Annotated in this window: 9 protein-coding genes and 1 pseudogene; 8 read left to right on the top strand and 2 right to left on the bottom strand. The window is 74.6% G+C overall.

Annotation, left to right across the window (positions count from 1 at the left end; genetic code table 11):
* Positions 1–553: 553 nt before the first annotated feature.
* Complete coding sequence (locus ABT247_RS25520; protein ID WP_350746329.1) at positions 554–1,672, bottom strand: TDT family transporter; 1,119 nt, start codon at positions 1,670–1,672, stop codon at positions 554–556.
* A gap of 71 nt (positions 1,673–1,743) precedes the next feature.
* Here ABT247_RS25520 and ABT247_RS25515 point away from each other — a divergent pair.
* Both ABT247_RS25515 and clpB read left to right on the top strand, forming a co-directional pair.
* Positions 1,744–2,640: pseudogene (locus ABT247_RS25515) on the top strand (LysR family transcriptional regulator); the annotation flags it as partial.
* A 273-nt stretch (positions 2,641–2,913) separates the two neighbouring features.
* Complete coding sequence (gene clpB, locus ABT247_RS25510) at positions 2,914–5,535, top strand: ATP-dependent chaperone ClpB (RefSeq protein ID WP_350746326.1); 2,622 nt, start codon at positions 2,914–2,916, stop codon at positions 5,533–5,535.
* Between the two features lie 81 nt (positions 5,536–5,616).
* Here clpB and ABT247_RS25505 read toward each other — a convergent pair whose 3' ends face one another.
* Entirely contained in the window at positions 5,617–5,898 is a 282-nt protein-coding gene (locus ABT247_RS25505; RefSeq protein WP_350746323.1) for a helix-turn-helix domain-containing protein, read from the bottom strand.
* Positions 5,899–6,243: 345 nt separating this feature from the next.
* Between ABT247_RS25505 and ABT247_RS25500 the strand changes: the two genes are divergently transcribed.
* The 6 genes from ABT247_RS25500 (at position 6,244) to pyrE (ending at position 12,834) form a co-directional block, all read left to right on the top strand.
* Positions 6,244–6,801: a type III secretion system chaperone family protein gene (locus ABT247_RS25500; protein ID WP_350746320.1), complete on the top strand. Its 558-nt coding sequence runs from the start codon at positions 6,244–6,246 to the stop codon at positions 6,799–6,801.
* A gap of 300 nt (positions 6,802–7,101) precedes the next feature.
* Entirely contained in the window at positions 7,102–8,262 is a 1,161-nt protein-coding gene (locus ABT247_RS25495; protein ID WP_350746317.1) for a pyridoxal phosphate-dependent aminotransferase, read from the top strand.
* 489 nt (positions 8,263–8,751) lie between these two features.
* The gene (locus tag ABT247_RS25490) at positions 8,752–9,279 is read left to right on the top strand and encodes a DUF2617 family protein (protein ID WP_350746314.1); all 528 of its coding nucleotides are present in this window, start codon (positions 8,752–8,754) and stop codon (positions 9,277–9,279) included.
* A 235-nt stretch (positions 9,280–9,514) separates the two neighbouring features.
* Positions 9,515–11,065 (top strand): polyamine aminopropyltransferase, encoded by a 1,551-nt coding sequence (locus ABT247_RS25485; RefSeq protein ID WP_502892504.1) that lies wholly within the window; start codon positions 9,515–9,517, stop codon positions 11,063–11,065.
* 145 nt (positions 11,066–11,210) lie between these two features.
* Positions 11,211–12,260 (top strand): SRPBCC family protein, encoded by a 1,050-nt coding sequence (locus ABT247_RS25480; protein WP_350746311.1) that lies wholly within the window; start codon positions 11,211–11,213, stop codon positions 12,258–12,260.
* 37 nt (positions 12,261–12,297) lie between these two features.
* The gene (gene pyrE / locus ABT247_RS25475; protein WP_350746308.1) at positions 12,298–12,834 is read left to right on the top strand and encodes an orotate phosphoribosyltransferase; all 537 of its coding nucleotides are present in this window, start codon (positions 12,298–12,300) and stop codon (positions 12,832–12,834) included.
* Positions 12,835–12,972 lie beyond the last annotated feature (138 nt).

Here is a 12,972-nt window from a genome sequence, read left to right as displayed (position 1 = left end):
GCGGCCCCGGGGGCCGCCATCGGTACGCCATGCCAAGGCGCTCCCGGCGAGGCGGAGCAGCAACGCCTCGCCGGATCCGGATCCGGAGTCCATCACCACACATGGACCCCGGCCGGTGCTCTTCCCCCCCGTTCCACGGCCGCGGGTTGTCGCAGCCGCGGTCAGTCCGAAGAGCAAGTCGCCACCATCGGGCTGCGGTTGCCCGGACGACCTGGCGCACCTCCACCTTCACAGCGTGACGGCCGGCGGACAAGTGGCGCCCGAGTGCAGGTTCGCGCAATTGCAGGTACCTGCACGCGGGCTCGGCCGGCGCACCCCCGGCGGCGGGCCGGATTCCGGTGAACACCGAGGCCAGCGCGGGGTACGGGCAGCGGACGGCGGTTCCGCCGGTCGGCCGGGCACGGTCGTCCTGCAGCTGCGCGTTCCTGCAACTGCGGCGCGCTCCTGAGCCGGCGGGCCGGAAGCAGGGGATCCTCCCGGCCGGCGGCGCCCGAGCACCCCTGCCGGCTCGGCAGGCTCGGCGGGCTCGGCGGGCTCGGCAGGTTCAGCGGGTTCAGCGCGCGAGCAGCCGGCCGCGGGCCAGCCCGGCCGCGGTGCCCCCCGCCGCCAGCACCCAGGCGACGAGCAGCAGCAGGTAGAGCCCGGTGGCCAGCCCGGTGAAGCCGCCGAAGCCGGTGTGCCGGGCGAGCGCGGCGGCGCCGGTGACGCAGGTGCCGACCGGGAAGGTGTACGCCCACCAGGTCATCGCGAACGGCATCCCGGCCCGGCGGGCGCGCAGGTTGGCGGTGACCGCGACGGCCAGCCAGAGCATCGCGACCCCCAGCACCGCGACGCCGTACAGCTCGGCGAGCGGTAGCAGGACGGACGCCGGCCCGGGCAGCACCGGGCGGGCGGCGTCGGCGAGCTGGTGCACCGCGGTGACGGACTGGCCGAGCGGGCCGAGCACCAGGAACAGGGACGGGGTGAGTGCCAGGGCGGGCAGCTTGGTGTGGAACAGGCCGGTGAACACCACCGGCAGCAGCACCAGGGTGGCCAGCAGACCGACCCCGAACAGCGCGCAGCAGCCGTACAGCATGGCCTGCTGCGGCTGTCCGGCCGGGAGGTGCGGGACGAGGGCCGGGCCGCAGGCGGAGGCGACCAGCGGGGCGACCACGGGCAGCAGCCAGGTCGGGTTGGCCTCCAGGACGGAGACCGGGTGCCGGGTGATCATCAGGTACGGGATGCCGGCGGCGACGGTCAGCGCGTACAGGGTGCCGACGCCCCACAGCACGGCGTCCACGGCGACCGCCGGGCCGGTGCCGATGACCCGGGAGCCGAGCGTCAGGGTGCCGAGCCCGACCGCCAGCAGCGCCATCGGCGGGCAACCGTAGAAGACGGCGGTGGCCGGCTCGTCCAGCAACTGGGCCCGGGCCGCCGCACGGTGCCGGGTGAGGTGGACCAGCCGGGCCGCGGCCAGCACCAGCAGGGCGGTCAGTCCGAGCGCCCACATCACCTCGCCGAAGCCGATCAGCCCGGGCAGGCGTACCGGCAGGGCCGCGGCGCCGTTGGCGACGATCGCGGTGCCCATCACGGTGGCGTACCAGTTGGGGCCCAGTCGGGAGAGGTCGAACCGGGCGGCCCGGGTACGGGCGGCGGGGCGGGTGAGCGGGCGGACGGCGGCCGAGGTGGACATGGACAACACCCTGCCCGGGCGGCCCGGCCGCCGGTAGCGCCGCGGTTTCTATGGGGGCATAGGCTGGACCTATGGCTCTCTCCCCGCGCGTCCCCGAGCTCGGTGCCCTGGAACTGCTGCTCGCGGTGGCCCGGCTGGGCAGCGTCGGACGGGCCGCGGCCGAGCTGGGCGTCAGCCAGCCGACGGCCAGCGCCCGGATCAAGGGCATGGAGCGGCAGATCGGCGTGCCGCTGCTGGAGCGCTCGCCGCGGGGCAGCCGGCCGACCGACGCGGGCCGGCTGGTGGTCGAGTGGGCCAGGCAGGTGGTGGAGGCGGCACAGGCGCTGGACGCCGGGATCGACGCGCTGCGCGAGCGGCGGGACGCCAAGCTGCGGGTGGTGGCCAGCCTGACCGTCGCGGAGTACCTGATGCCGGGCTGGCTGCTGGCGCTCGCCGAGGCCAGTCCGGGGACGGCGGTGACGCTGCGGACGGCGAACTCGGCGGAGGTCGCCGGGCACGTGCTGGCCGGGGAGGCCGACCTCGGCTTCGTCGAGGGCCCCTCCACCCCGCCGGGGCTGGCCGGCGCGGTGGTCGCGGCGGACCGGCTGGTGGTCGTGGTGGCCCCGGGCCACCCGTGGGCACGTCGGCGCACCCCGCTGACCGGGGCGGAGCTGGCGGCCACCCCGCTGGTGCTGCGCGAGCCCGGCTCGGGCACCCGGGAGGTGCTGGAGATGGCGCTGACCCCGTACGGGGGCGCCGTGCGGCCCCGGTTGGAGCTGGCCTCGTCCACCGCACTGAAGGCGGCGGCGATGACCGGCGCGGGGCCGGTCTGCCTGAGCGAGCTCGCGGTGGTGGAGGAGCTGACCACCCGGCGGCTGGTCGAGGTCCCGCTGGCGGAGGAGCTGGACCTGCGGCGGCCGCTGCGCGCGGTCTGGCCGGCCGGACACCGGCCGGGCGGGCCGGCCCGGGAGCTACTGGGGCTGACCCGGCGGGCGAACGGCCCGACCTTGAAGCGCAAGGTCCGGGCCCTGGGAAGAACCACGCCGGGGGAGGGCCGGGCGGACGACCGGCGGACGGACCGGACGGAAGACCGGCCGGCGGACCGGGCGGACGACCGGCCGGAGGGCGGGTCGGACGGCGGGCCGGAGGGCGGGTCGGACGGCGGGCCGGAGTACCGCGGGGAAAGTTGAGCGGAATAGACTCAACTTAGTGCATGCTGTAGCCAGCAGCAGTGAAGGACGACGAGGGAGGATCCCCCAGCAGTGGACGCCAGCAAGTTCACCACCAAGACGCAGGACGCCCTGTCCGCCGCGATCCGGCAGGCGGGCGCAGCCGGCAACCCGGACGTCAGGCCGGTGCACATCCTGATCGCCATGCTGGAGCAGCCCGAGGGCATCGCCCGGCCCCTGCTGGAGGCGGTCGGGGCGGACGCCGGCCGGATCGACGCCGAGGCGCGCCGCCAACTCACCGCCCTGCCCAGCGCGATGGGCTCGACGGTGGCCGCTCCCCAGCTCGCCCGGGACACCCTGGCGGTGCTCACCGAGGCCGGCCGGCGCGCGGACGACCTGGACGACCAGTACGTCTCCACCGAGCACCTGATGGTCGGCCTGGCCGCCGAGGGCGGCCCGGTGGCCGAGCTGCTGGTGCGGCACGGCGCGACGCCCAAGGCGCTGCTCGCCGCCTTCAAGGACGTCCGGGGCAGCGGCCGGGTCACCTCGCCGGACCCCGAGGGCACCTACAAGGCGCTGGAGAAGTACGGCACCGACCTCACCCAGGCCGCCCGGGACGGCAAGCTCGACCCGGTGATCGGCCGTGACCACGAGATCCGCCGGGTCGTCCAGGTGCTCTCCCGCCGGACCAAGAACAACCCGGTGCTGATCGGCGAGCCCGGTGTCGGCAAGACCGCCGTGGTCGAGGGCCTGGCCCAGCGCATCGTGGCCGGCGACGTGCCGGAGTCGCTGCGCGGCAAGCGACTGGTCGCGCTGGACCTCGGCGCGATGGTGGCCGGGGCCAAGTTCCGCGGTGAGTTCGAGGAGCGGCTGAAGGCCGTCCTGAACGACATCAAGTCCTCCGACGGCCAGGTCGTCACCTTCATCGACGAACTGCACACCGTGGTCGGCGCGGGCGCCGGCGGGGACTCCGCGATGGACGCGGGCAACATGCTCAAGCCGATGCTGGCCCGCGGCGAGCTGCGGATGGTCGGCGCGACCACGCTGGACGAGTACCGCGAGCGGATCGAGAAGGACCCGGCCCTGGAGCGCCGCTTCCAGCAGGTGCTGGTCGGCGAGCCCAGCGTGGAGGACTCGATCGCCATCCTGCGCGGGCTCAAGGGCCGGTACGAGGCGCACCACAAGGTGCAGATCTCGGACGCCGCCCTGGTCGCGGCCGCCACCCTGTCCAACCGCTACATCACCTCCCGCTTCCTGCCCGACAAGGCCATCGACCTGGTCGACGAGGCAGCCTCCCGGCTCCGGATGGAGATCGACTCCTCCCCGGTCGAGATCGACGAACTCCAGCGCGCCGTGGACCGGTTGCGGATGGAGGAGCTGGCCCTGGAGAAGGAGTCCGACCCGGCCTCGGTCGACCGGCTGGCCCGGCTGCGGCGCGACCTCGCCGACCGGAACGAGCAGTTGAGCGTGCTGACGGCGCGCTGGGAGCAGGAGAAGAAGAGCCTCAACCGGGTCGGCGAGCTCAAGGAGCGGCTGGACGAACTGCAGGGCGCCCTCGAACGCGCCCAGCGGGACGGCGACTTCGAGCGGGCGTCCAAGTTGATGTACGCCGAGATCCCGGCCGCCGAGAAGGAGCTCGCGGACGCCCAGGAGCGCGCCGCGACCGCCGACGACGAGCCCGGGGCCGCCTCGGCCTCGATGGTCAAGGAGGAGGTCGGCCCGGACGACGTGGCCGACGTGGTGGCCTCCTGGACGGGCATCCCGGCCGGCCGCCTGCTGGAGGGCGAGAGCGCCAAACTCCTGCGCATGGAGGAGGAGTTGGGTCGCCGCCTGATCGGCCAGAAGCAGGCCGTGCAGGCGGTCTCGGACGCGGTGCGCCGCACCCGCTCGGGCATCGCCGATCCGGACCGCCCGACCGGCTCGTTCCTGTTCCTCGGCCCGACCGGTGTCGGCAAGACCGAACTCGCCAAGGCCCTGGCCGACTTCCTGTTCGACGACGAGCGGGCGATGGTCCGGATCGACATGAGCGAGTACGGCGAGAAGCACTCCGTCGCCCGCCTGGTCGGCGCCCCGCCCGGCTACGTCGGCTACGAGGAGGGCGGCCAGCTCACCGAGGCGGTCCGCCGCCGTCCGTACAGCGTGGTGCTGCTGGACGAGGTGGAGAAGGCGCACCCGGAGGTCTTCGACGTCCTGCTCCAGGTGCTGGACGACGGCCGGCTCACCGACGGCCAGGGCCGCACGGTGGACTTCCGCAACGCCATCCTGATCCTCACCTCCAACCTGGGCAGCCAGTACCTGGTCGACCCGGCCACCCCGGAGGACCGGAAGAAGGCCCTGGTGCTGGACACCGTCCGGCTCACCTTCAAGCCGGAGTTCCTCAACCGGCTGGACGACATCGTGGTCTTCGACCCGCTGGGCACCGCCGAGCTCAGCCGGATCGTCGACCTCCAGGTGGCCCACCTCGGCGAGCGGCTGCGCGAGCGGCGGCTCACCCTGGACGTCTCCGAGGCCGCCCGCGACTGGCTGGCGCTCACCGGGTACGACCCGGCGTACGGCGCCCGCCCGCTGCGCCGGCTGGTGCAGTCCGCGATCGGCGACCAGCTGGCCCGGGCGATCCTATCCGGCCAGGTGCACGACGGGGACACCGTCCTGGTCGAGCGGGACGACGAGGGTGACCGCCTCACCGTCCGCAGCCGCGGGCCGCTGGAGAAGTAGCACCGCCCGGGCCCGGGTACGGGCCGCCTGCCGCCGTCCACGTGCGGGAGGCGGCCCGTACGGGTCGTGCCGCGGGCGCGGTCAGTCGGCCGCGCCCCGGCGCTGCCGCCGCGAGCGGTCCCGCCGGCTGCGCGCCAGCCGGTGCAGCTCGGCCCCCTGGGACTCCGGCAGGTTCCACGTCTGGCTCAGCAGCCGCAGCGTGGAGACGCGCGGGCAGGACACCCCCCGCTCCAGGTCGCGGATCGACCGCACGCTCAGCCCCGACGCCTCCCCCAGTTGCTCCTGCGTCATCCCCCGCTCCAGCCGGATGCTCCGCAGCAGCGCCCCGAGCGAGTTGCCCTCCCCGGTCACCGCACGCTCCATCCCACTCCCCCCTTAGACTCAAGTCCTCATCAACTCGCCCACGCGACAGCGATGTTGCAAAAGGCGAGCCCCGTCGCACGCTAACCGCATCCGGCCGGTACGGCAGCCGAACCCGGGCGCCGGGCGCGTGACGTGGCTCACGCGCGCGCCGGGCGCGCCGACCGCCCGCCGACCCGCCGCCGGCTCCGGACACCGTGCGTGACCGGGGCCCCGCGACACCCCCGAACGAAGATCGACGCGCCCCCGGGTGCCCCTGTGAGCGGAGCCCCGGATGAGGCAGGATGGGAGGTGGAAAGGGCGGCCTCTCATTGCCGGCCACCACGTGCACTGAGGAAGAGGACCCCCATGAGCATCGACCCGTCGTCCATCCCGTCCTTCGGCGTCCCCGGGGGCGGTGGCCAGCCCGGTGGCCAGGGCGGCCGGCCGGCCGGCCCGCCGCCGATCATCGTTCCGGACCAGGGCCTGGTCACCCAGCTGCTCGACCAGATGCAGCTCAAGCACGTCGTGGACGAGGAGGGCGACCTCACCGCCCCCTGGGAGGGCTTCCGCGTCTACTACATGTTCCGCGGCGAGCAGAAGGAGCTCTTCGCGGTCCGCGCCTTCTACGACCGCGCGTACCCGCTGGAGAAGAAGGGCGAGATCCTCGACCTGATCGACGAGTGGAACCGCGAGACCCTCTGGCCCAAGGTCTACACCCACACCCACGAGGACGGCGTCGTCCGCCTGATCGGCGAGGCCCAGATGATCGTCGGCACCGGCGTCAACCTGGACTACTTCGTCACCACCACCGCGAACTGGACCCAGGCCGCGGTCGGGTTCGAGCAGTGGATCGTCGAGCGCCTCGGCCTGCAGAACGAGATCGAGGGCGAGGAGGGCGAGGGCGAGGGCTCCGACGAGGCCTGATCCCCGCGCTCCCCCCTCCGGCCCGCCCCTGCGCCCACGGCGCGGCGGCGGGCCGTTCGCCGTCCCGGCCGGGGTCGTCGCCGGCCGCCCTGCCGCGCCCCGGGCCGCGCTCGCCCCCGGCCGTCCTGCCGTGTCCCGGCCGCGCTCGCCCCCGGCCGCCCTGACCCGTGCTGTCCTCCTCCCCGGCCGTCCTGACCCGGGCCGTCCTGACCCGGGCCGCCCTCCTCCCGGGCCGTCCTTGTCGGCGGCCTCCGACTGGCCCAGGATGGGCGCGACGACGACGCGTGAGGAGCCTTTCGCATGGGAACCAGGCCGCTGCTGAACCGCCGACTGGCCGGGATGGGCACGACGATCTTCGCCGAGATGTCCGCGCTGGCCACGGCCACCGGCTCGATCAACCTCGGCCAGGGCTTCCCGGACACCGACGGGCCCGAGGAGGTCCGCGAGGCGGCCGTACGGGCCCTGCGCGAGGGCCGGGGCAACCAGTACCCGCCCGGCCCCGGCATCCCCGAGCTGCGCACCGCCATCGCCGAGCACCAGCAGCGCTTCCACGGCCTGGCCTACGACCCGGACACCGAGGTGCTGGTCACCGCCGGCGCCACCGAGGCCATCGCCGCCGCCCTGCTCGCGCTGCTGGAGCCCGGCGACGAGGTGATCGCCCTCGAGCCGTTCTACGACTCCTACGCCGCCTGCATCGCCATGGCCGGTGCCACCCGCCGCCCGCTCACCCTGCGGGCCCCGTCGTTCCGCCCCGACCTGGACGAGTTGCGCGCCCTGATCACCCCGCGCACCCGGCTGCTGCTGATCAACACCCCGCACAACCCCACCGGCACCGTGCTGACCGCCGAGGAAACGGCCGGCATCGCCGCCCTCGCCGTGGAGCACGACCTGCTGGTGGTCACCGACGAGGTCTACGAGCACCTGGTCTTCGGCACCGTCCACCGCCCGCTCGCCGCACTGCCCGGCATGCGCGAGCGCACCGTGAGCATCTCCTCGGCCGGCAAGACCTTCTCCTTCACCGGCTGGAAGGTCGGCTGGGTCACCGGGAGCCCGGCGCTGGTGTCCGCCGTGCGCACCGCGAAGCAGTACCTCACCTACGTCAGCGCCGGCCCGTTCCAGTACGCCGTCGCCGAGGCCCTGCGGCTGCCCGACGACTACTTCGACACCCTGCGCGCCGATCTGCTGCGCAAGCGCGACCTGCTGCTCGGCGGCCTCACCGCGGCCGGGTTCCGGGCCTTCACCCCCGAGGGCACCTACTTCGTCACCACCGACATCACCCCGCTCGGCGAGAAGGACAGCGTCGAGTTCTGCCGCGCCCTGCCGGAGCGCTGCGGTGTGGTGGCGATCCCCAACGCCGTCTTCTACGACGACGCCGAGGCGGGCCTTAGCCTGGTCCGCTTCACTTTCTGCAAAAAGGACGAGGTGCTCCAGGAGGCCGTCGCGCGGCTGCAGCGCCTCTGAGCGCTCGCGCGCCCCCTCGAACGGGCGCCGGTCCGATCCGACGCCTGTTCTGATCTGCCATCAACTACCCTGCGAATCAGGCTGTTCCGCTGCCAAGGCGGCAATCCCGCCGACCTCCTTGGCACATCCGCCCGCCCTCCACGCCCGGCGCGTGGAGGGCGGCGGCGCGTGGGGCGCACGGAGGGCGCACACCCGGCGCGCACGGCGCGCGGGCCGGTCGTAAGGGCGCGCGCTGTGCAGAGTCGCACACCGGGTCGATCAGAGCCGGGAAGCGGGTGTGCTCGAAACGGTGAATGCTTGACAAAGTTGGGTAAATCACCGACGGACCCGGCGTATTCATGCTTCTCTGCTGCTGAATCTCCAGCCGGAATCCTTCCTTCCACGGTCGGCCGCGCCCAGGGCCGCACAGCCACGAACAGCCTCGCCATCGCCTAGGCCTAGTCGCTGCTGCTCGGCGGGCGCGCACGGAGCTGAAACGCGGAGCCGAGCATGCTCACCACACTGCAGACCTCCTACACGGACACCCGCGCCGGTGACCTGGCCTGGTGCCTCGGCGGCGAACCGCTGCCGGCGCTCGCGGTCCGCGACCTGGAACTCGAAGGCAGCCGCCCCGGCACCCCGGGCACCCTCCAGCTCCGGCTGCTGGGCGCCTCGCACCAGGTGGTGATCGACGCCGGCCCCGGCAGCTGCCTGGAGACCGTCGCCTGCCTGCCCGGCCGCCGCACCCCGCTGCCGGCCCGGGTCGCCAAGCAGGTCGGCGGCTGGGAGTACGAGTTCGCCGCCCGGATCGAGGCGCTGCCCCCGCACGACTTCGCGGCCCGCGCCCAGGAACTGCTGGCCCTGGTCGAGGGGCACCCGCGCGGCCTCGCCGGGGTCTTCCCCGGTGACCCGAGCGCCTTCACCGCGCTGGTCACCCAGGGCGGTACGGACCGGCTGCTCTGGCGGACCTGGCACGCCTACCCCCAGGAGGGGCAGCTGGTCTGCACCCGCTCCTCGCTGGTGGTGCCGGGGCCGTGACCGCCCGGAGCCTCGGAGGGAACGCCGACCCTCTCTTAGATCACCCGGCTCTCGCCGATGAATCGCACGCAGGAACGATTCGTCAATCCGACAGCCCGTACTGTCCGCCGGATGGGCGCAGCTATCCGTCCCGCACGTCCCCTAGCGTTTGTTCGTGATCAATCATCCGGCCGGCCCGCCCGTACGCCCGCGAGTGGACCTCCACGACGGCACCCCGCCCCGGTCCGGGCGGAGCGTGACCCCCCTCCCCGCCCGCCGTCGCTCCCGGCTGCGCTCCCACCCCCGGCTCGCCCGACTGGCCGTCCTGCTGGCCGCCTTCGTCTGCGCGGCCTGCGGGCTCGTCTACGAGCTGGAACTCGTGGCACTCGGCGACTACCTGCTCGGGGACACGGTCACCCAGACCTCGGTCGTGCTCTCCGTGATGGTGTTCGCGATGGGCCTCGGCTCGCTGCTCGCCAAGCGGCTCACCCGACGGCCCGCCACCGCCTTCGCCCTGGTCGAATGCGCCCTCGCGCTCACCGGAGGACTCTCCGCCCTCGCGCTGTACTCCTGCTGGGCCTGGATCGGCCGCTACCAGGCCGCCATGGTCGGCCTCACCTGCCTGATCGGCGTCCTGATCGGTGCCGAGATCCCGCTGCTGATGACCCTCATCCAGCGGATCCGCCGCGAGGACGCCGGACGCGCCGCCGCCGACCTCTTCGCCGCCGACTACGTGGGCGCGCTGATCGGCGGCCTCGCCTTCCCCTTCCTGATCGTCCCCTGCCTCGGCCCGGGCGACGGCGCGCTGGTCACCGGGGCGGTCAACGCGGTCGCCGGGGCCGCCGTGGTGCTCTGGCTCTTCCGCGAGGAACCCGTCCCCCGGATACGACGGCTGCTCTGGCTCGGCTGCACCCTCGTCCTCGGCCTGCTCGCGGCGGCCGCCGCCGGCTCCGACACCGTCGAACGCGCCGCCCGGCACGCCCTCTACGGCGACCAGGTCCGCTACGCCACCCGCAGCCGGTACCAGGAGATCGTGCTCACCGGCCCCACCGAGGGCCCGCTCCGGCTCTACCTCGACGGACGGCTCGCGGTCTGCGGCCCCGACGAGTACCGGGGCAGCGAGGCGCTGGTCCACCCCGCCATGGCCGCCGGACCGGACACCAGGGTCCTGCTGCTCGGCGGCGGCGACGGCCTCGCCCTGCGGGAGGTGCTGCGGCACGGCGGCGTCCGCTCCGTACGACTGGTCGACACCGACCCCGTCCTCCCCCGGCTCGCCGGCACCGACCCCGGGCTCGCCGCCCTCACCGGCCACTCGCTGGACGACCCCCGGGTCCGCAGGACGGCGGCCGACCCGATGGCCTGGCTGCGCGGCACGCCCGGCGAGGAGTACGACGTGGTGCTCGTCGACCTGCCCGCCCCCTCGGACGGCGGACCGGTCAAGTACCACTCCCAGGAGTTCTACGGCCTCGCGGCCCGGCTGCTGGCCCCGGGCGGCCGGATCGCCGTCCGGGCCGGCGGGGACGAGGACGGCCTCTGGCGCATCGAGTCCGGCCTGCGCGCGGCAGGCCTGCGGACCGCCCCGTACGACGTGCCCGGCGGCCCGACCGCCTCCTGCCTCCCCGGCGCACCGGACACCGTCCAGGACTTCCTGCTCGCCGCCGCCGTCCAGCCCCCGGTCACCCTGGCCCCCGACGCCCCGCCGCCCCGCGCCCTGACCCCCGAGTCCCTGCGCGCCTCGACCGCCCGGCTGACCGCCCGCCGACCCGCGCGGCCCCCCGCGCCGCTGACCGTGCTGGGCCCGCACTGAGCGGCGGCGGACGAGCCCGACGGGCCCCCGGCCGACCGGTCCACGGCGTGCGGGGCGCCGCACTCCGACCGCCCGCCGCCCCGCCCCGAAACTCGAGTGGCGGTAGGTGGGGACCGGGCGGGATCGGATCGGTAGGCTCCGTGGCATGGAGCATGAGGTTGTCGTCCCGATGTCCGCAGAGCTGGTGCGGGAGGCCTTGCAGGATCCGGCGCAACTGGCCCGGAGCGTGCCGGGGCTGAACACCGAGCCTTCAGCCGTCGGCAGCGGCCCGGCCGAGGAGATCGGCGGACGGCTGAAGCTCCGGATCGGCGGCTCCACGATCACCTACAAGGGCGTGCTGTCGCTGATCGAGGGCCGGGAGGGCGTGCTCACCGTGCTGGCCGAGGGGCAGGAGGCCCGGGGCGACGGCGAGGTGACCGCCACCGTGCGGGTCAGCGTCGCGGACGGCGCCGAGGACGGCACCGCGACGATCCGCTTCACCGGCGACCTGACCGCCACCGGCCGGCTGACCGAGTTCGACGCCGAGACCCTCACCGCCACCGGCCACCGCCTGCTGGACCGCTTCGCCGCCGCGCTCACCTCCCAGGACGCCGGACCGGCGGACGAGGAGGAGACCGGGGAGGAGAGCGGCGACGCCGCCGGGGCCGGTGACGGGCCCGAGGCCGAGGTGGTCTCCATCGAGGACCGCCAGGACCAGCCCGGCGACGACCTGGACGACGACCTCTCCGACCTGATCGCCTTCTCCGACGCCGACGCCGAGCGCTTCGGGCTGCCCACCGGCTCCGCCGCCGATGACGAGGACGCCGACGGGTCCGCCGACGACGTCGAGGACGCCGGGTCCGGCGAGGGCGCCGGGGCCGGGAGCGGCGGACGCCAGGACGAGGTCGCCGAGGAGGTGCCGGTCGAGCCGCTGTTCGCCTACGAGGACGAGCCGGACCTCAGCGGCCCCGTCCGCCGCAGCATCGTCGGCCGCTCCGCCGAGGAGGTGGACCACGCCCCGCCGCGCGGCCGCTACGCCCCGGCGATGCCCGCCCGCAGCGCCCGGGCCCGGGCGGCGTCCCGCTGGGGCGGCGAGGCCGGCGGCATCGTCGTGCCGGGCGCCGGCGGCCGCAGCGCGGTGCCGTGGGTGATCGGCGGCTCGGTGGCGCTGCTGGGCGGTGCCGTGGTGCTGGTCAGGGCGCTGCGCCGCCGCTAGCCGACGGGGCGGCGGGCAGGGCCTAGACTGAACGCTCATGAGCAACGACCGCGACGCCCTGCTGGCACAGATCAAGGACAAGGCCGTCGTGCACGGCAAGGTCACCCTTTCCTCCGGCAAGGAGGCCGACTACTACGTCGACCTGCGCCGGATCACGCTGGACGGCGAGGCGGCCCCGCTGGTCGGCCGGGTGATGCTGGACGCGACCTCGCACCTGGACTACGACGCCGTCGGCGGCCTGACCCTGGGCGCCGACCCGGTGGCCACCTCGATGCTGCACGCCGCCGCCGCCCGCGGACGGAAGCTGGACGCCTTCGTGGTCCGCAAGGCCGGCAAGGCGCACGGCCTGCAGCGCCGGATCGAGGGCCCGGACGTGAAGGGCCGCCGGGTGCTGGCGGTCGAGGACACCTCCACCACCGGCGGCTCGGTGCTGACCGCCGTCGAGGCGCTGCGCGAGGCGGGCGCCGAGGTGGTCGGCGTCGCGGTGATCGTCGAGCGCGGCGGTGCGGACGCCATCGCGGAGCAGGGTCTGGAGTACGTGACCGCGTACCACCTGGACGACCTGGGCCTCTGACCCCGTCCGGAGCCGCGGAACCCGGCGTTCAGCGCGAGGGAGCCGCGGAACCCCGCGTCGCCCCCTGATCGGCGCACCAGCCAGGTGATCCGGAAGTCCGGGTGGCTGGGCAGGGCCTGGATGTCCTGCGGGTGCGGC

Origin of the sequence: Kitasatospora sp. NPDC001539, assembly GCF_040298565.1 — a bacterium.
Lineage (GTDB): Bacteria > Actinomycetota > Actinomycetes > Streptomycetales > Streptomycetaceae > Kitasatospora.
This window is presented reverse-complemented; position numbering and strand designations above follow the sequence as displayed.